General features: G+C 63.9%; 17 protein-coding genes. 13 read left to right on the top strand and 4 right to left on the bottom strand.

The annotated features are described in order from the left end of the window. The first annotated feature begins 41 nt into the window (after positions 1–41). From ERC79_RS12980 to ERC79_RS13005, 6 genes are all read left to right on the top strand, one after another. On the top strand, positions 42–287 hold the full coding sequence (locus tag ERC79_RS12980) for a hypothetical protein (RefSeq protein WP_131578739.1): 246 nt from the start codon (positions 42–44) through the stop codon (positions 285–287). Between the two features lie 44 nt (positions 288–331). Then, a complete protein-coding gene (locus tag ERC79_RS23275) occupies positions 332–688 on the top strand; it encodes a hypothetical protein (protein ID WP_207390314.1) in 357 nt (118 codons plus the stop codon). Between the two features lie 327 nt (positions 689–1,015). Beyond that, positions 1,016–1,411, top strand: a complete 396-nt coding sequence (locus ERC79_RS23480; protein ID WP_242676551.1) for a transposase — start codon at positions 1,016–1,018, stop codon at positions 1,409–1,411. Between the two features lie 49 nt (positions 1,412–1,460). Next, entirely contained in the window at positions 1,461–1,616 is a 156-nt protein-coding gene (locus ERC79_RS23485) for a hypothetical protein (RefSeq protein WP_242676552.1), read from the top strand. A 373-nt stretch (positions 1,617–1,989) separates the two neighbouring features. Beyond that, entirely contained in the window at positions 1,990–2,241 is a 252-nt protein-coding gene (locus ERC79_RS13000) for a type II toxin-antitoxin system prevent-host-death family antitoxin (protein ID WP_131578741.1), read from the top strand. Continuing rightward, positions 2,238–2,498, top strand: coding sequence for a Txe/YoeB family addiction module toxin (locus ERC79_RS13005; protein ID WP_131578743.1), 261 nt, complete (start codon positions 2,238–2,240; stop codon positions 2,496–2,498). The genes ERC79_RS13000 and ERC79_RS13005 overlap by 4 nt, the downstream gene beginning before the upstream one ends. A 674-nt stretch (positions 2,499–3,172) precedes the next feature. On the opposite strand, the gene ERC79_RS13010 is transcribed toward ERC79_RS13005, so the two are convergent. Then, entirely contained in the window at positions 3,173–4,273 is a 1,101-nt protein-coding gene (locus ERC79_RS13010) for an isocitrate/isopropylmalate family dehydrogenase (protein WP_131578745.1), read from the bottom strand. Then, positions 4,270–7,461, bottom strand: coding sequence for an NAD-glutamate dehydrogenase domain-containing protein (locus tag ERC79_RS13015; RefSeq protein WP_242676553.1), 3,192 nt, complete (start codon positions 7,459–7,461; stop codon positions 4,270–4,272). The genes ERC79_RS13010 and ERC79_RS13015 overlap by 4 nt, the downstream gene beginning before the upstream one ends. A 163-nt stretch (positions 7,462–7,624) precedes the next feature. Here ERC79_RS13015 and gabT point away from each other — a divergent pair, with 163 nt between their 5' ends. The 6 genes from gabT to ERC79_RS13045 all read left to right on the top strand — a co-directional run bounded on the left by gabT (position 7,625) and on the right by ERC79_RS13045 (position 15,181). Further along, on the top strand, positions 7,625–8,983 hold the full coding sequence (gabT, locus tag ERC79_RS13020) for a 4-aminobutyrate--2-oxoglutarate transaminase (protein WP_131578747.1): 1,359 nt from the start codon (positions 7,625–7,627) through the stop codon (positions 8,981–8,983). A 33-nt stretch (positions 8,984–9,016) separates the two neighbouring features. Beyond that, on the top strand, positions 9,017–10,210 hold the full coding sequence (locus tag ERC79_RS13025) for an acyl-CoA dehydrogenase family protein (RefSeq protein WP_131578749.1): 1,194 nt from the start codon (positions 9,017–9,019) through the stop codon (positions 10,208–10,210). A 54-nt stretch (positions 10,211–10,264) separates the two neighbouring features. Beyond that, positions 10,265–11,731: an aldehyde dehydrogenase family protein gene (locus tag ERC79_RS13030; RefSeq protein ID WP_131578751.1), complete on the top strand. Its 1,467-nt coding sequence runs from the start codon at positions 10,265–10,267 to the stop codon at positions 11,729–11,731. Then, positions 11,728–12,846 carry a CoA transferase gene (locus ERC79_RS13035; RefSeq protein WP_131578753.1) on the top strand — a complete coding sequence of 373 codons (1,119 nt, stop codon included), beginning with the start codon at positions 11,728–11,730 and terminating at the stop codon, positions 12,844–12,846. The genes ERC79_RS13030 and ERC79_RS13035 overlap by 4 nt, the downstream gene beginning before the upstream one ends. A 308-nt stretch (positions 12,847–13,154) precedes the next feature. Continuing rightward, on the top strand, positions 13,155–13,355 hold the full coding sequence (locus tag ERC79_RS13040) for a gamma-glutamyl-gamma-aminobutyrate hydrolase family protein (RefSeq protein ID WP_207390315.1): 201 nt from the start codon (positions 13,155–13,157) through the stop codon (positions 13,353–13,355). Between the two features lie 344 nt (positions 13,356–13,699). Beyond that, positions 13,700–15,181, top strand: coding sequence for an amino acid permease (locus ERC79_RS13045; protein WP_131581089.1), 1,482 nt, complete (start codon positions 13,700–13,702; stop codon positions 15,179–15,181). Positions 15,182–15,208: 27 nt separating this feature from the next. On the opposite strand, the gene ERC79_RS13050 is transcribed toward ERC79_RS13045, so the two are convergent. Further along, positions 15,209–16,762, bottom strand: coding sequence for a PucR family transcriptional regulator (locus ERC79_RS13050; RefSeq protein WP_131578757.1), 1,554 nt, complete (start codon positions 16,760–16,762; stop codon positions 15,209–15,211). Positions 16,763–17,087: 325 nt separating this feature from the next. On the opposite strand from ERC79_RS13050, the gene ERC79_RS13055 reads away from it, so the two are divergent. Continuing rightward, entirely contained in the window at positions 17,088–17,702 is a 615-nt protein-coding gene (locus ERC79_RS13055; protein ID WP_131578759.1) for a hypothetical protein, read from the top strand. 105 nt (positions 17,703–17,807) lie between these two features. Here ERC79_RS13055 and ERC79_RS13060 read toward each other — a convergent pair whose 3' ends face one another. Then, positions 17,808–19,364 carry a PucR family transcriptional regulator gene (locus ERC79_RS13060; RefSeq protein WP_242676554.1) on the bottom strand — a complete coding sequence of 519 codons (1,557 nt, stop codon included), beginning with the start codon at positions 19,362–19,364 and terminating at the stop codon, positions 17,808–17,810. Between the last annotated feature and the right edge of the window lie 66 nt (positions 19,365–19,430).

The following is a 19,430-nucleotide window of genomic DNA, read 5'->3' on the forward strand; positions in this document are numbered from 1 at the left end:
CCGCGGCCGTCCTCACCGCATGGGCGCCGCTGGCCGCCCGAATGGACGCCATCGGCGAACTGCTCACGTCGATGGCCGAGCTGCTTGCGAGGGTCGAACAGCCGCTCGATACCTCCGCCCTCACCGAGGACCTCGCCGAGCGACGCCGTGCAGAACAGGGGCGCACCGTCGCGACGGTACGCGACGCGCTCGCCCGTATACGCGGGGACGCCCCGGCTTGGCAGATCCCCGCTGAACTTGAAGCCACGAACCCCGCAGTCAAAGCCATGTCTAGGTCTGTGCGGTGATCTGGTCGGATCGGTCGGACTGATCGCGGGTGCGGAGGAGCTCGATGAGTTCTCCGGGGCAGCCTCGGCGCGTTCGTCACCGTTGCCTGAGGCGGCAGACGTATTCGTCGAGTTCGAAGGCGGGTGAAGCCCTCGAAGGCCGATTCCAGCGCCCAGAGCGCGGCGTCGGTTTCTCCGGCTGCGCGTTGCACTCTGCCCGCGAGCCGGAAGGCGTGCGCAACCTCGACGATGAGGCCCAGGCGGGCGAACTTCTCACCCGCCCGCAAGCTCGGTCGTTCACCGTCGGGTCAGCAGCAGATGCTGGCCCGGTCGTTCGGGGCCGTGTGGGCGCGTTCAACTGCTCGCCGATGCCGAACTCCGAGAAGGACGCTCTGCGAGAGGTGGCGAAGGGAAAGTTCTGAGCCCGGACGCCAAGCGCCGCGGCGTAGACATGCTCGAGGACGTGTTGAGTATGTCGGAGCGGCTCGCGTGCAAGGCGGTCGGGCTGCTCGTTCCACCTACCGTCGTGTCGCGCTCGCCCAGATTCCCGCCGACCCGGACGCCGACCTGCGGGAATGGTTGAGGACGTACTCGAAGACGAACCCGTGCCACGGGTTCCGGCGGGCCTGGGCGGCGCTGCGGTTCGACGAGCACCAGGGCGTGAACAAGAAAAAGGTGCACCGCCTGTGGAAGGAGGAGGGCCTGCAGCGGCGGGTCCACAGCGCCCGCAAACGGGCCGGCCTGTCCTCGTGCCCGACAGTCGAGCCGGGCGGGTCGGGCTGTCGTACATCCCTCCGGGTACGCCGTGGAACAACGGCTACATCGAGTCGTTCAACAACCGCCTGCGATGGGAGTGCCTTAACCGCAACCACTGGACGAACCTGCTCGAGGCCCGCGTCGTCATCGGCGACTTCAAGGGCGAGTACGACACACGGCATCGTCATTCAGGCCTGGAGTACCTGACCCCGGTCGAGTGCGCTGCCCGATGCAGCCACCAGCACCATCCGGTGGCCTGCGAGATCATCGGTGTCACCACCGCCCGTATCCGTCAGCGCCTGGCCGGCGGCACCCTGTGGGCGTTCGACTCGGGTCAGGGCCGACTGCTGCCGCCCGCCCAGTTCACCGCCGACGGCGCGGTCCCGTAGCTCGAGAAGATCCTGCCGCTGCTGGATAAGGACCTGCACCCCGCAGACGGTGCAGGCGCTGCTCACCCGGCCGCAGCCGTCCCTGACCGTCGACGGCGGACAGCCAGTGTCGAACGTGGCGTGGCTGACCGGCAGCGCGGGAACCGCGCAGGAGATCGAGCAGGCCGCCGATGTCATCGCTGCCGCAACCTGGGAATCGGCGTAGAGCGGTCGGCCGGCAGAGCACCTTCGATGGGAGCTCCCTGGATCTGCTCAGCGAAGCGCTACGTTGCCTGGCTCCGCCGTCGGCGATGCCGCGCCGTCGTGCTGCTGGACGGACCGCGACTGCCGCGCACCGCCCCCGCGCCGGAGGCCGCCCCGAGCTGCGTCGGGAGTGTGCCTCTTCCTGCTCAATGCCGAGGGCTTTGCGGTAGGCCGCGTCCTGCTCCGTCCGGGCTTTCATCGCCCGTTCCCTCTTGCTCGCGCCACGGCGCAATCATCGCGCATCCGCCTTCGCTCGACGGCCCGATCGACGCGGCCGCCCCATCAGCTCGGTGTAGCGCGTACAATTTCCTGTACGTACAGGAGAGGAGCTGGCCGTGAAGACGATGACCTATTCGGAGTCGCGGGCGAAGTATGCCGAGACCTTGAACGCCGTTACCGACGACCGTGAGGAAGTGGTGATCACCCGGGCCGGCCATGAGCCGGTGGTGATGGTGGCTCTCGACGACTACGAATCGTTGAAGGAGACGGCGTACCTGCTCCGGAGCCCGGAGAATGCCCGCCGGCTGCTGGCCTCGATCGATCGGCTCGAGCACGGCACCGGGGCCGCCCGCGACCTGATCGAATGAAACTGGTCTGGGACGAGAGCGCCTGGGAGGACTACCTCTGGTGGCAGACCCAGGACCGCAAGGTCATGAGGCGGATCAACACCCTGATCAAGGACATCGAACGGAACGGGAACGAGGGCATCGGCAAACCCGAACCCCTCAAGCACGGCTTCCACGGCTACTGGTCGCGTCGGATCACCGACGAACACCGACTCGTGTACAAGATCAGCGAGGACGAGATCCGCATCGCGGCCTGCCGATACCACTACGGGAGCTGACCAGGGAACGCCCGAACAGTCGAGAAGCGCCGGTCGGTCGCAACACCGACCACAGAACCCGCACACTGCCCCGCCGGCAGGTGCGGGTTCTGTCTTTCGTTCAGCTCGTTGTCGTCAGCCGGGTCCGCCCTCGATGCGGCAGAGTGCGTCCGGATGATGTCGAGCGCCCAGTCGGAGTCGCCCTAGTTGCTGCGCCGGTGCTGGATTCTCGATCGCGCGATGAGTACCAGCGCCGCACCACCTCACACCGCCGACGTGACGAACACGAAAGCGGCCAAGGGCCACGACTGCTGCGCCGCGGTGGTGACGGTCAACACCATTGTCAGTGTGAAGGCAGCTACAACGCTCCGCCGGGGTACCGCGTGCCATGTTTCGTGGAGCTCACTCGTACCCACCTCCCCATTTCGTCCGAGTGTGCCACCGAACTGCTCTGGTATCGGGTCGGATCAGCGGTCTTCGGGGCGCGGGAGTTCTGTGGGCGGAATCTCGGTGACACTCCACCCTGTGAAAAATCGACGGGCATTCACGAGGTAGTACCGCAGGTTCCGTAGGAGTGCCGATACCTCCCCAAACTGCATGTTCATACTCGATGGTCTCATTCCGGGGTGTTTCGCTGTCACGTGGCGCTCGTCCTGTGCCCGCACCCAGCGCCCTCCGAACGGCGGTTTGACAACCTAGGACTGGACCCTGTCGGATGAACAGGTAACCGATTCGACCACGGCGTCGACGAATCGAGCAGTGGATGCGGTTCCACCGAGGTCGGCGGTGCAAATGCCCTGTCCCATTACGGTTTCGACGGCAGTCTCGATCTTGTTCGCGGTATGGCTCAGAACTGCATGGTCGTGCCGGGCACCGAGGCAACGCAGCAGCATGGCGGAGGAGAGGATCACGGCGGTGGGATTGGCGATACCGAGGCCGGCGATGTCCGGGGCGGCGCCATGGGCTGCCTGGGCCATGGCCTTTGTCTCTGATGTGTTCAACGACGGAGCGTTTCCGATGGAGCCGGCTAGTTCGCCGGTCAGATCGGACAAGATGTCGCCGAACATGTTCTCGGTGACGATGACGTCGAATGCGTCTCCGTGACGGACGAGCAGCGCGGCAAGCGCATCGATGTGCTGATGATCGACGGTGACGTCGGGGTACTGTTCGGCGACTTCGAGGCAGGTGTCCAGGAACAATCCCATGGTCATGGGCAGCACGTTGGCTTTGTGCGCGATGGTGACCCGCCGTCGGCGAGTTCGTGCCAGCCGGAACGCTTCGTGGGCGATTCGCTCACACGCCTGACGAGTCACCACCCCGACCGCCATCGCAACGTCGGGGGTGGGCATGAACTCTCCGGAACCGGCGTGCATGTTCCGATCCGCGTAGAACCCTTCGGTGTTCTCCCGCACCACGACCAGATCCATCTTCGGTGATACCGGCGTCGTGCCTGGAAGGGCACGAGCAGGACGGATATTGGCGAACAGCCCGAACCGTTTTCGGATAGTTCCGCCCGGTGTCAACTGTGTGCGCCACGGGTCCGGGTAGGAGGCGCTGTCATGGGGGCCGAGGATCCATGCGTCGAGCTCGTCGAGGACCTCCAACGTTGCCGAGGGTATCGGTGTCCCGTACTTGGAGATTGCGTCGTGGCCGATCGACAGTCGTTGCCAGGTGATCTCCACGTCGGACCGTGCAGCGAGCGCGGCGTCGATGATGATCTCGGCGGCGGGCACAATTTCGGGCCCGATACCGTCTCCGGGAAGTACGCCGATGCGAAGTTGCAGTCGGGGTGTCATCCGATGCTCTCCCTTCCTCCCGATGCGGTGCTGCGCACCAGGAGCTTCAGCTCGGCACTGGCAGTGCACGCGCGGGAGACATCGACGAAGCCGTCGCGCCTTAGTTCCGTCGTCATGCGCGAGAAGCGGTCGATTGCGTCGACTGTACGCTCTTGCCAAGTGGGCACCGGGTCAGATGTCCTGTGGCAGTCGATGATTGCCGCAACCAGACAGTGGTGTCCTTCCGCGAGATCGTCGCGCACGGACGCCGCTGCCATCGAGTCCCACCAGTTCGCCATGATGCGGTTCTCGAGCTGGCCGGTCAACCAGGCAAGGCCGAGCGCGGCGTCCGTTTGTGCGTGAACCTCCGCGGCGATGGCGACCGAGCAACCGCGGTGCTGGGCTGTTTCGATCAGGTCGAATACTTCTCCCAGAAAACGGAGTTCGTCCATGGTGTCGTCGATGGTGATCGGGCGAGGCCGATTCGCCACGAGCTTGCGGACGCTGGGGCGGTACCGCTCGATCTCCGCGGCGACATCCAAGGGCGCGGGCCGTCGCCGCAGGATCCAGGACGCGGTGTGCTCGATGAAGTGCTGAACATGGCGCAGCAGGCTCCAGCGTTCGGCACTTCCGACATCGGTCCGCTGCCGGGCCTCTGCCCACAGTTGATCGATGTCGAAAACTGCACGGACGACGGCGTACGCGCGCGCGACCGCAGATGTCTTGACCCCGAGGCGCTCCTCGAGCTGGTAGATCAAGCCGGGGCCGACGTGGTTGATCAGGTCGTCCGCGACCTTGGTTGCGATGATCTCGCGGGCGAGGTGATGGTTGCCGACTTCGTCGGCGAGTTGCTCGCGGATCCGTTGCGGGAAGTAGGTCGACAAGGCTGACGCAAAAACCTGCTCCTCGGGCACCGACGAGTTGAGTAGATCCTGCTGCACCACGTTCTTCGACTGTGCGAGCAGGACCGCGATCTCAGGTCGCGTCAGGCCCAGGCCGGCCTGGGCCCGCGAGGCGAGTTCCTTCTTTGTGGGGAGCACTTCCGTTGCGCGGTTGATTCCGTTGTTGTGCTCGAGGTTGTCGATGAGCCGTTCGTGACGGTTCAGTAGTTGTGGGGCTTGGGATTCGGCGAGACTGATCGCCAGCGCCTGGCTCTCGTTGTTCCGGAGGACCGCATCGGCGACATCGGGGCGGGATTCGGCGAGCAGGGTGTTGCGTTGGTCGGCAGTGATGCCTCCGGTGCGAACGGCGACGTCGAGTGCGATCTTGAGGTTGACTTCCAGGTCGGAGGTGGCCACGCCGGCGGCGTTGTCGATGAAGTCGGCATTGATCCGGCCACCGCCGAGGGCGTACTCGATGCGGGCACGCTGCGTCAGCCCGAGGTTGCCGCCCTCACCGATGATCGAGCAGCGCAACTGGGCCGCATCCACGCGGACCGAATCGTTGACGGGGTCGGCTGCGTCTGCAGATGTTTCGGATGACGCTTTGACGTAGGTTCCGATTCCTCCGTTCCACAGGAGGTCGACCCGCAGTGTCAGGATCGCCTTGATCAGCTCGTTCGGTGTCAGCAATCCCCGCTGCAACCCGAGCCGTGCCTGAGCTTCGGGCGACAGTGAGATCTGCTTGGCGGTGCGTGGCCAGACACCGGCTCCGGTCGACAAGATGCTGCGATCGTAATGGTCCCAGCTGCTGCCGGGGAGCGCGAACAGGCGCTCGCGCTCCGCGAACGAGAGCAGGGGATCGGGGTCAGGATCGATGAAGATGTGCCTGTGGTCGAAGGCGGCGACGAGTTTGATCGCCTTCGACAGCAGCATGCCGTTTCCGAATACATCGCCGGACATGTCGCCGATACCCGCAACGGTGAACGTATCGCTGTCGATGTCCACCCCAAGTTCGTCGAAGTGGCGGCGCACCGATACCCAGGCGCCACGGGCAGTGATTCCCATGGCCTTGTGGTCGTACCCACTCGAGCCTCCGGAGGCGAAGGCATCACCTAGCCAGTACCCGGCCTCGAGAGCTATGCCGTTCGCGAGATCCGAGAACGAGGCTGTTCCCTTGTCGGCGGCGACCACGAGATAGGTATCGGGGCCGTCGTAGGTGACGGTTCGTTCGGGGGCAACGACGTCGCCGTCGACGATGTTGTCGGTGACGTCGAGCAGACCTCTGATGAAGATCGAGTATGCCTCCGCCGCTGTGATGTTCGGTTTCCTTCGGACGAACGCGCCCTTCGCTCCGACCGGCACGATCGGTGAGTTCTTGACCGTTTGTGTCTTCATCAGGCCCAGGACTTCGGTGCGGTAGTCCTCTGGCCGCTCGGAGAACCGCAGTCCACCGCGTGCGACGGCGCCGCTGCGCAGGTGGATGCCTTCGACCTCGTTGGCGCAGACATAGATTTCCCGGTAGGGAACCACGGGTCCGGTGAGCGCCAGTTTGCTCGAGTCGAGCTTGAACGAGGCATACGGCTTCGGTGTGCCCGTATTGTCGAGCTGATACCAATTCGTCCGAACACACGCGGTGACGAATGATTCCAGGGATCGCAGGATTCGGTCCTCATCCAGGGTGGTGGCCGCGTCCAGATGTGTGCGTAGTCTCGCCCCGGTGTTCGCGAGGGTTTGCTCTCGATCATGGAGATCGGGGTCGAACCGTGCGTCGAAGTATCGGACGAGGGTCTCGGTGAACTGTGGGTGGTTCAGCAGAGTGTCGATGACATAGGTCTCCGACAGGCCGAGGCCCGCCTGCCGGACGAATCGGCTTGCCGAGCGGATGAGAATGACCTCCCGCCAGGTCAGACCGACGGCGGCGATCAGCTTTGCGTAGTCGTCGATCTCGAAGCCGTGCAACGCACAGGCTTCGAAGGCCTCAGAGACTCGGCTGAGTGACTCGCTTCGCCACATCTGCGGTGTCCGAAAGAAGAATTTGTGGAGCACAGCCTCGGCTGGCATGCCGGATTGCAGCGGCAAGGTCTCTCGATCGGCGACGCGCAGCCCGAAGTGTTCGAACATGTTGGCAACGTCCGAGAGCAGGGGTGTTCCCTCTGGCCAGAGGATCACGGCCTCCACGGAACCGTTCTCGGACGTGCCGGTGAGGAAGGTCATGCGCGGGTTGGCCGAGCGGTCGCTGCCAGAGAGCAACAATCGTTCGACTGCCTCGCTTACGTCCACAGCCAGTGGTGACGCGAGATGTTCTGCCATTGTGGCGCCGTTGCCCATTGCAGCTTCCTTCCGTGGTCCAGTGCTGCAAGTGTGCGTGCTCACGCCCAGTGATCGTGTTGGCCAAGCCGGACAATAGGGTGATTCAAAGTGGCCCATGTGGCGATGTTCTGGTGATGACGTGGCTCCTAGTGTTTCGGGTAACCCGACTGGAGGACACGACATGACTGCTGTGCACACAATCGTCGGCGGACCGCAGCTCGAGCAGGTCCGCCGAATCGTCACCGATGTACCCGGACCTCGCTCGCAGGAATTGGCCACCCGCCGTAGTTCCGCCCTTCCAGCTGGGTTGACCAGCGGAGCGAACATCTACGCTGCGGCGGCCGGTGGTGGAGTCCTCGTCGATGTCGACGGCAACTCGTTCATCGATTTCGGCAGCGGTATCGCGGTGACCACGGTCGGCAATGCCGCGCCGCGGGTCGTCGAGCGGGCCTCTCGCCAGCTGGAGAAGTTCACGCACACCTGTTTTCTCGCGACGCCGTACGAGCCGTACATCGAGGTGGCCGAGGTGCTCAACCGGCTGACCCCTGGTAATCACGAGAAGCGGACTGCGCTGTTCAACACGGGCAGCGAAGCCGTGGAGAACGCGGTGAAGTATGCGCGGGCGGCCACTGGCCGGCCGGCGGTCATCACCTTCGATCACGCCTTCCACGGCCGCACGCTGATGACCATGACAATGACGGCGAAGAATCAGCCGTACAAGAGCACATTCGGCCCGTTCGCGCCCGAGGTTCATCGTGCGCCCATGGCCTACCCCTACCGGTGGCCCAGTGGCGCCGAGCACGCTGCTGACGAAGCGTTCGCGCAGTTCGAAATGTTGGTGGATTCGCAGATCGGTGCCGACGCGGTCGCTTGCGTTGTGGTCGAACCCATCCAGGGCGAGGGTGGATTCATCGTCCCCGCCGACGGGTTCCTGCGCCGGATTGCAGACTTCTGCCGTGACCGCGGCATTCTCCTGATCGCAGACGAGGTCCAGTCGGGCATCGCGCGAACCGGTGCCTGGTTCGCCTCCGAGCACGAGGGCATCGTGCCCGACCTCATCACGACCGCGAAGGGGCTGGCCGGCGGGATGCCGTTGGCGGCAGTCACCGGCCGCGCCGACATCATGGATATCGCACACGCCGGCGGGATCGGCGGTACGTACAGCGGCAATCCGGCCGCTTGCGAGGCCGCGCTGGGCGTCTTCGAGACCATTGAAGCCGAGAATCTCCTCGAACGCGCTCAGGCTATCGGAGACATCATGTTCCGCGAGCTGCGCGATATTGCCGCCGAGACCGACATCATCGGTGACGTCCGTGGCCGAGGTGCGATGGTTGCGATCGAACTCGTCCAGCCGAGGTCAAAGGCTCCGAACCGGGAAGCGGTCGCCGAGATCAACCGCTACTGCCTGTCGCACGGGCTGCTCACCTTGACCGCGGGCACCTTTGGGAACGTCCTGCGCTTCCTGCCGCCTCTGACGATCTCGGACGAGCTACTCGTGGAAGGCTTCTCGGTAGTTCGAGAAGCGATCGCCGCCCTGTAAGAACCTCATATCCGCTAAGGAGCACCACCCCTCATGACCACGCTGACTGCGCCCCGGAAGACAGGCCCGCTGCGTCCACTCGAGCTGTTCGGTACTGATGTCCTTCTCGACGAGGATGAACGCGACATCGCCGGTACCGTCCGCAAGTTCGTTGAAACCAGGTTGAAGCCGAACGTCGAAGACTGGTTCGAATCCGCCACACTTCCTAAGGAATTGGCCAAGGAGTTCGGGAAGCTCGGCGTCCTCGGCATGCACCTCGATGGATACGGTTGTGCTGGAACCAGTGCTGTGAGTTACGGTCTCGCCTGCCTCGAACTCGAAGCCGGTGACAGCGGATTCCGCAGCTTCGTGTCCGTGCAAGGCTCGCTGTCGATGTTCTCGATCTACCGCTACGGTTCGGAAGAACAGAAGCAAGAGTGGTTGCCGCGTCTCGCCGCCGGTGATGCGATCGGGTGTTTCGGCTTGACCGAGCCCGACTTCGGCTCCAACCCCGCTGGCATGCGTACCCGCGCGCGTCGCGAAGGGAGCGACTGGGTGCTCAACGGCACCAAGATGTGGATCACCAACGGAGGCCTGGCCGACGTCGCCACGATCTGGGCCCAGACTGAAGACGGGGTCCGCGGATTTCTCGTGCCGACGGACACCAAGGGTTTCACCGCCAACAACATCCACAAGAAGCTGTCACTTCGGGCCTCCGTCACCTCCGAACTGGTTTTGGACAATGTGCGTCTTCCCGAGTCTGCGCAGCTACCCGAGGCGCTCAGCCTCAGCGCACCGTTGTCGTGCCTGAACGAGGCCCGCTTCGGCATCGTGTTCGGCGCCCTCGGTGCGGCCCGGGACAGCCTCGAATCGGCGATCGCCTATGCCGGCTCCCGTGAGGTGTTCGACAAGCCGCTGTCGAGCTTTCAGCTCACCCAGGAGAAGTTCGCCAACATGACGCTCGAGCTCGGCAAGGGCATGCTGCTGGCACTGCACCTCGGGCGGATGAAGGACGATGGGGGAGTGTCGCCCGAGCAGATCAGCCTCGGCAAGCTCAACAACGTCCGGGAAGCTATCGCCATCGCCCGAGAATGCAGGACGATCCTCGGCGGAAGTGGCATCACCCTCGAATACCCGCCGTTGCGACATGCCAACAATCTCGAGTCGGTACTCACCTACGAGGGCACGAGCGAGATGCACCTGCTGTCGATCGGCAAGGCGCTGACCGGGCAGGCCGCCTTCCGCTGATCCGGTTCCGCGCCCACTCTCACCATCAATCCCCGCACCCAGAGGTGAACTGACATGACCGCACCCGTGCAGCTGCACAACTTCGTCGACGGGCAGTGGCTCGACGGCGTTGCCGACACCGTCGTCAGCAGTAGTCCGGCAGAGCCGGAACTTGTTGTTGCCGAGGGACGAATGGCAGGAACCGCGGAGCTCGACAGAGCAGTCGCCGCCGCCCAGCGGGTGAAGCGGGAGTGGGCGCGTACCCCTGCGCACGAGCGAGGTGCGATTCTCGTTCGTGCGGCGGGGCTGGTGGAGAATGCGGCTCAGGACTGGGGCGCCGAACTCGCTCTGGAAGAAGGCAAGACCAAGCCCGAAGGTGTCGGGGAGGTGCTGCGCGCGGCACAGATCCTGCGGTACTACGGCAATGAGGGCGACCGGGATTCGGGTGAGGTCTTCTCCTCACCCCGACGGGGCGAACGTATTCTCGTCACCCGCAAACCCCTCGGCGTGGTGGGTGTCATCACCCCGTTCAATTTCCCCATTGCGATCCCGGCGTGGAAGATCGCCCCGGCCTTGACCTACGGCAACACTGTGGTGTGGAAGCCGGCCAGCACCGTCCCTCTGCTCGCGATGCGCCTGGCCCAGGCCCTCGCCGACGCCGGTTTGCCTGACGGTGTACTGAATCTGGTGATTGGTGGCGGCGCCGTCGGCAACCATCTCGTCGAACATCCCGGCGTTGACGCGGTCACCTTCACCGGATCGACCGGAGTGGGTCGCAAGATCGCGGCGGCCGGCGCCGCGCGGGGCGTGCCGGTTCAGGCCGAGATGGGTGGGAAGAACGCCGCCGTCGTCCTGGGCGACGCCGACCTCGAGCTTGCCGCCGAGCAGGTGATGTTGGGAGCCTTCCGTTCCACCGGGCAGAAGTGCACCGCCACCTCCCGGCTGATCGTCACCGGCGACATCGCCGACGATTTTCTTGCCGAACTGGGGAAGCGCGCCAGCGCACTCAACGTGGGGAACCCCTTGCACGATGGCGTCGAGATGGGCCCCGTGGTCAACGCCGCCGCCCGCACATCGATCCAGGCCGGTATCGATCGCGCATTCGATCAGGGTGCACGGCACATCGCAGGAGGGCAGCCGTACGTCGATGGGGCCCTGGCCGCGGGCTTCTTCGTTCCTCCGACCATCGTCGAGCTACCGTCGCAGGTCCCGGACATCTGGCGAGAGGAACTGTTCGGCCCAGTCCTGGCGGTCCGGCGTGCTGAGACTGTGGCAGAGGCATTCGCCCTTTCGAACGACAGCGAGTTCGGGCTTTCCGCCGCGATCTTCACCCAGGACCTGACCCGAACCCTCGACGCCATCGACGACATCGACGTCGGAATCTTGCACATCAACTCGGAATCTGCTGGGGCGGACCCGCATGTGCCGTTCGGCGGTGCGAAGAAGAGTGGGTACGGGCCAAAGGAGCAGGGCCGATCGACCCGGGAGTTCTTCACTCACACCACCACGGTGTATCTGCGGGGCGGGGAGGCTCGGGTATGAGTCGCGGCGCTCTCGAGGGCATCGTTGTCGCCGATTTCAGCCGGGTCCTCGCCGGACCGTACGCGACGATGCTGCTCGGTGATCTCGGTGCGGAGATCGTCAAGATCGAACGGCCGGGAGTCGGGGACGACACGCGGGCCTGGGGACCGCCCTTCGACAACGAAGGCAACGCCACCTACTTCAACTCGGTCAATCGCAACAAGACCTCCTTGGTGCTCGACTTGGGCACCGAGGACGGGCGTGCGCGCGCCCGGGATCTGGTCAGCCGCGCCGATATCGTCGTCGAGAACTTTCGCGCGGGGACGATGGAGCGCCTCGGATTGGGCTACGACGACCTCCGGACGATCAAACCTGATCTGATCTACTGTTCGATCACCGGATTCGGGCACGGGGGAGGTGCCGACATGCCGGGCTATGACCTGCTTGTGCAGGCAGTCGGTGGCCTCATGAGTATGACCGGCCCCGAGCCCGGCTCGCCGACGAAGATCGGTGTCGCACTGGTCGACGTGCTGACCGGCCTGCATGCTCTTGCGGGCATACTGGCAGCCCTCAACCATCGCAACTCCACCGGCCAAGGCCAGCGGGTCGACACCAATCTTCTGTCGGTGCTGCTCTCGTCGCTGGTCAATCAGGCCTCTGGATACCTTGGTGCCCAAGCTGTTCCCGCAATCATGGGTAATCGGCACCCCAGCATCGCCCCGTACGAGGTCTTCCCGACCGCAGATCGCCCCATCGCCCTGGCGGTCGGTAACGACAAGCAGTTTGCGCAACTCTCCGACGCCCTCGGTCTTCCAGAGCTCGCCGTGGACGAGCGATTCCGCACGAACACCTCGCGAGTGGTCAACCGCGCTGCACTCTGCGATGTCGTCAGTGCTGGACTTGCCGCGGAGGGCGCCGACCATTGGTTCACGACGCTGACCGCTGCCGGCGTGCCCGCCGGCCCGATCAACGACATTGCCGAAGCATTCGACTTCGCCGAGCAGTTGGGCCTCGACGCCGTGGTCGATGTTCCTGGCAGCAGCACGCCGCAGGTCGCGAATCCGATATCCATGTCAGCTACCCCAGTTCAGTATCGCAGTGCCCCGCCGCAACTCGGAGATGCCGAGGAGAACTAAGAGTGAGCGTCGAAGCCATCGAATTGCAGGAGGTTCTTCCTTCGGGTTTCGATGCGGTGGCTGGTCCGCTGATCGCCGTCGTGGTTCCGCTGAACTTTCCCGGAATGGATACCGAGACGCGTGAGCTGACGGGCACACCGAGTTCGTCGACAATCTCTACGGCGTGGATCGTGGCACCGACGAACGCAGCACTCTTGCTGCTATCAACACAGGGTTCGGGCTCGAGGCGCCGATGTTGGGGATTTGCCGAGGGTCGCAGATGATCAACCTCGCGTGCATCACCAGGCAGTCAAGGATGTGGGATCAGTTTGCGCGTCTCCGCCCGCGGACTCGACGGCGTCGTCGAAGCGATCGAGCACGAGAGCAAATGGGTCGTGGGTGTGCAGTGGCACCCTGAAGACACCGACGATTCAGTCGAGGATCGCAGGGCTTTGTTCAGCGCATTCGTCGGGCGTGCAGCGGTGCACGCCGCCTTGAAGCACTCATCTCAGACCTCGTCCGAGAAGTGAGGCAGTCCAGTACAACTGGATGAATCGAGGCCCACACTCCCGCGGACGACAGCGACATTGCCATTCCCTTTGGCGGACACAAGTAATCGGGATTCGGTGCCCACGACAAGTCGCTGCATGCGCTGGACAGGTACACAACTCTCGAGGGCGCGCGAATGAAACCCCAGGAGCGATGAGACTCATTGCACGAGGGTCGTCAGGGATCCCACACCGCGAACCAAAGTTCGGAATCTGGACCGGGTGGCCGCCATGTACACATGCGCGAACTACATGGTACATCTCGTCTATGGCGTGGGTCACAGGGGGAATTTAGCGTCGAGCCGTACCCGACGAACAGGAGCGGCATGCCTGAGCTTTCGACCGACCACACCACTCTCCGAGCAGGATTGAAGAAGCGCCACCTGACCATGCTGTCCATGGGCGGAGTGATCGGTGCCGGGTTCTTTGTGGGACTGAGCGGGGTTATCGATCAGGCCGGTCCCGGCGCGATTCTCACCTGCGCGATCTGCGGGTTCGTTGTTTTTCTGGTGATGCGCATGCTTGGCGAGATGGCTGTGGCGAAGCCCTGTACCGGGTCGTTCACCGAGTACTCGCGGATGGCACTCGGTGGCTGGGCGGGCTTCACCACCGGCTGGCTGTACTGGTATTTCTGGGTTGTCGTTGTGGGCATCGAGGCGGTCGTCGGCGCGACTTTGCTGGCCCGGTGGTTTCCAGATGCTCCGTTGTGGCTGATGTCCGCCGGCCTGCTGATGGTCATGACCGTGGTCAATCTCCTCTCGGTCAGCAATTTCGGTGAGGCCGAGTACTGGTTCGCGGGTATCAAGGTGGCCGTGATCATCGCCTTCATCGTGATTGCCTCCCTGTTCGTGTTCGGAGTGTGGCCCGGTAGCACCATCGACTTCCACAACCTCACTGCTCACGGTGGCTTTCTCCCAAACGGATTCGGTGCGGTGATCATTGGCGTTGTCACGGTCATCTTTTCGATGACGGGTGCTGAACTGGTCACGATCGCGGCGGCAGAGTCGACCGAACCGGCCCACGCCATCCGGCGGGCCACGAGCACCGTGGTGTTCCGAATCCTGGCCTTCTTCGTCCTGTCCACGTTCTTGCTGGTGACGATGATGCCGTGGGATTCGCTGGTGCCCGGCGAATCGCCGTTCATCGCCGCTCTGGATCTGCTCCGAATCCCTGCGGCTGCGGACATCTTGAATCTGGTTGTGTTGGTTGCCGTGCTGTCATGCCTGAACTCGGGCCTGTACACCGCATCTCGCATGCTGTTCGCGTTGTCCGCTCACCGGGACGCACCGCGATGGATGACCCGGGTCAACAGCAGAGGCGTTCCGATCAAGGGGGTATTGTCCTGCACGTTCGTCGGCTACTGCTGCATTGCTGCCGCCTATGTGTGGCCGGACACGATCTTCCTGTATCTCGTCAACTCCTCCGGGGCGATCTGCCTGTTCGTGTACGTGCTGATCTGTCTGTCCGAGTTGCGACTTCGCCGGCGTTGGGAGAAGGAGAGCCCGGAGATCCTGAAGTTCAGGGTGTGGCTCTTTCCCTGGTTGCCGATTGCGGTCACCGCAGTCATCTTGGCGATATTGGTAGGGATGGGACTGAATGCCGGAACCCGTGCCGAACTCGTGCAGAGTCTGATCGCCCTGGGCCTGATTCTCCTTGCCTACGCGGTGAAACATCGGTCCACCCGGGTGCGAACCCAAGCGCCGCATGTCAATTCCGAGACACTGCCGACTGAGCCCACGACACTGCCGACTGAGCCCACGGCACTCCCGGCTGAGCCCACGACACTGTCAGCGGGGCCCACCGCGTAGTCTCCGCCCTTTCGGGGGTGGCGTAGTTCAACGCCGATCTTCCAGCGTTGTGAGCAGCTCCCGGGCAGTGACAGCGATCCACAATTCTGCGCGCACGTGGGCAGAGTCGAGATCCCGGCCGGTCAGCTCGACCACCTTGTTCAATCGGTTCCGCATCGTGTGGCGGTGAATGCCGAGTGCTGCCGCTGCGATCTCGGTGTGCCCGTTGTGTTCGAGAAAGGCGGCAACGGTCGCAACTAGGCTGCCGGCGTGTGCGTTGTCGTAGTCGTCGAGCGCGCCGAGCATGGAATGTGACATGGCGTGCAGTTCTTCGGCGCTCTGGGAACCGAGAAGGAGAGCGAACGTTCCCAGGTCCGCGAAATCGACGAACTTCTTGTCCTGCAGCCGGCCTGCGCGTGCGGCCACTGCGGCCTGCTTCACACTGCGTGCGGCGGCAAACACCGTCGCGGGAAGACCGAGGCCACCACCGATGGATCGCTGAAGTTGAGCTCCCACCTGCTGATGCAGACGTGTAGCGATCTCCGCCGACCTCTCTGCCGGAACGATGACCACAATCTCCGACTCCGTCGGTGTCATGAGATACGGGGTGGCGTCGGTACCGAGCACGTTCGTGGTGTGACGTTCGGCAGCGAGAAGTGGGCCGACACCGGTCAGAATGACGGCCGCTACCGGTGTTTCGGGCTCGAAGCCGAAGAACCGCAGCAGACTGACGTCGACATGCTCTCCGAACGCGAGTAGCGCCTGGGTGACGGCCGCACGCAGTCGATGTTCGGCGTCCACCACCTTGGCGGGCTTGCTCAGCTCGATGGAGATCAGTGACACCGCATGGGCCACGAGCAATCGATCTGGCGGCGCCAATGGTCCACGTGAGGTGACCGCAAGATATCCATGTAAGTCCTGTGCGGCGGAAACGCTTTGAATCGTGCAGTATCCGTGATCACCAGCGATGACCTTGCTGGTTTGGCGACGTCGGCTGGACCCGGATCCTGCGGCTTCTGCCACCGAGCGGGCGAGGGTGACGGCGCGAGGGGAGTCTGCACCGTATGCCGCGAGGGTGCGCTGGTCGGTATCGATCACGGCCACCGACGACGACAGGGCGCGCCCGAGTGCCGAGATCACTGCTGGGATGCCACCACGCAACGTTGCCCGGGCAAAGGTCTCTTGCTGGTCGACGACTCTTTGGACTGCCCGGATCTGGTCGGTGGTCAGTTCGTCGATCACGGCGCGGGTGATGGCGATGAACGGAGTGGACGCAGGTACCGAGAGGATCGACAGCCCGAGTGCGTCGCCGGCGGTGCGAATGCCGTCAGGGACTCTTTCGAAGGTTGTGCCGGTGTCGAATGCGAGGGCTGCGGCGCCTGCCTGCACAAGGGAGGACACGTAGTTGTACTGTTCGCCCGCACTGGTACCGATCTTCAGTCCGGTGGTCATCACCAGTTCTCCCCCGGACAGCCACGGGGTTGGATCCACAAGCTCGATGGCATGGGCCCAATCGATGACCCGATCAGCGCCTTCGAGCCCCGCCACCAGTGACAAGCCGAGGTCGCCGATCTGAGTCAGCCGGCGAACAGTAATCGCCAATTTCGCCCTCCTGTCGGAACGGCCGCGAGAGATGGTGCCGCCACGGCACCGGTGGCACTATCCGTACACAGGTCAGTGTATTTCGCGCAGTCGCCGGAGACCGCATTCGGATGACATCGGGACCCTCGCCCGCGCCAGTGATCTCCTTGTCGGTCTGCACCGGGATGCGCGACCTGACGTCGAGGAAGTACTCTTGCCGTTGGATCGTCAACGATCAAGTCCCAGTTCTCGTCTCGGCCTCTGGTCGATACGCGCACGATCAATTGGCCTGACCTTTCCGATTCATCGACGGCATCATCCAGTGTCGTCGGGGGAGGAACGTCGCATGCTCCGCCCGACGCCAGCGCACCTCACGAGCACCGTGGTGTTCTCTGGTTTCCTCGCCGGTTTGGCGATGCTCCTCGGCTGGCGATACATCGCACAGAGAAGCCTGAATCTGGTGTCACCGCCACCACCGCACGGCTCGGACAAGCCCGGGTACATGGTCGTCTTCGACTATCTCGAGTACCGCAGCGGCCCGCCCTGGTGGCCCGCCGTACTCGTCTATCCACTGATCGGCCTCGGCATCGGCCTGCTGGCTGCCGTTCTGCTCGTCGCCGCCCGGAGGCTCGGCCGGATGTCGCGGCGTGCCTTATTGGCGGGCCTATGGATCGCGATCATCGGTACGGGGCTCCTCGTCGGTGCCACGACTGCTCAGATGACCCGGTCGTCGCCACCTGTGATCGAGGTGGCTGCGATCACCGAATCGAGTCACGTGGTCGATCCCGCGGAGATCGAGTCCGCAACGGGGCCGCTCGTAGCTGGCGACCCGCCCCGATTTGCTTCGGTGCCGCAGACACCGGCGCTGATGGTGTTGGGGATCGCGGCCGGGATCCTCGGTGGCGTGGCGGTGCAGTTCGCGCTCCATAACTGCCGTAACCGCCGAGATCATGATACGTAGATCCAGACCCGTGACCAATCGGCACACCTTGACGACACGAACCGACCAGAGAGTCGATTCCGGTAACCCTTTGAGATCCGAATCCCGCGCGGTTCGCTGCAAATGCTATGACACTGCCAGGTTCTCCAGGCTCAGATGAATCTCCGCGATCACCGCAGGTGACCGCAGTGACGCGTGCAAGGCCTCTTCGATTCGTTTGATCCGATAGCGCACCGTGTTCGGGTGCAAGGCGCACTTCTTGGCGGTTGCGGTGACATCGAGGTCGTTCGCGAAGTACTCGCGCAGGAACTCCAGGAGTTCGGGATGGTCAGCGATGAGGGGCGTCAGGTGGTCGGCTGCCTTACGGGCGGTAGTCGACTGATCGCGACCTGCCAGGAGCCAATCGCTGATCCCGACATCCTCGAATCGCATGGCGGTGGACTTGGCGCGTATTGCTGCCCGTCGTGCACACTGCGCATCACGTAGTCGCTCCGGTCCGGCGTGGATATCGTCGAACGGCTCGCTGAAACCGCAGACCACCCCCTCGCGCAGATTCTGGATCCACGAATCGACGGAGTTGCTGTCGGCCGGAACGATGCCGAGTAGTTCCTGATCGCCCTGTGCAAGCAGCAGGGGCAGTCGCGAATCGTGAGCAAGGTCGACGACGTCCTGTTCGATCGCGTCCAGCAATCGATCCGAGCGGAAGGTCCATCGACCGCCGTCGTAGGTTCTCGGCGCGGTGAGGGAAACCACGCGGAGCTTCGCTCGCCGACCGAACCGCAGCATTTCCAATCTGTCGATGACCGATTCGGGATCGGGGACCTCGCCGGAAACCAGAGCCCGAACCAGGGCAGCTCGAACGGCCCGGTTCTCGGTCGTGGCCCGATGGCGCGCCCGCTCGATGGTGTTGAGCAGCCGCAGCGCCACTTCCACCGCTGGAGCCGCAAGAGGGTCCGGAAGTTCGTGTCGTCTGGAGGCCGTCGCCAACCAGTAATTGTGTCCGCCGGGCGAGATGGAGTGGGCGCTGACCATCCATCGGCCGATGCGGAATCGAAGCTGCCCGCTTCGCCCGCGCAGCTGAGCGCGGATCAAATGCAGGGGTGCTTCGCCGGCGGAGGCGACCACGTCTCCGACTTCGCTGTAGAGCACGACACTGCTGCGCAGCAGTTCGGCCAATCGTCCGACGAGGTCGGCTTCGGGCGCGGGGGACGCCATCGCCTCGAGCAGGTGGTTCTGCATTTGCAGTGTGCGTCTGAGAACCGTGGAATCGGTCGTTCTCGTGGCGGCCGCGACCAGAGCCACCACATCCATGAACCGCACGTGCGCCGGTATGGAGATCACGGCGAAATGATGGCGATTCGCTTCGTCGACGAGGGCTCGCGGCACCGTCTCGGTGATGACGCCGACGCCGTAGCCCAGAGCGGAGACACCTGCTGCGACCAGCTCGCGGACCAGCTCCCGCTGCGCCAGGGCGGCCTTCTCCTGCCCGGCGAAGCGAGTGCCCGTGGTGAGCATGAGGGTGTGCGGTTCGAGCCACCGCGCCGGTGTCTCGATCTCGATCGGATGTGCGCTGACCAGCTGCACGTTCGGGTCGCAGTCGCTCTCGAGAGTCAAGCCGAGATCCTGCTCGAGCAGAAGGTCGACCAGGCGGAAATAATCAGCTTCCAATGTGGAACCAGTCACACCTGGATGTTAACAACTCCAAACAAGTCGGCATACGGATTCGTTTTCTCCAATTGATTGCCCGTC

It is taken from the genome of Rhodococcus sp. ABRD24 (genome assembly GCF_004328705.1).
Classification (GTDB): Bacteria; Actinomycetota; Actinomycetes; order Mycobacteriales; family Mycobacteriaceae; genus Prescottella.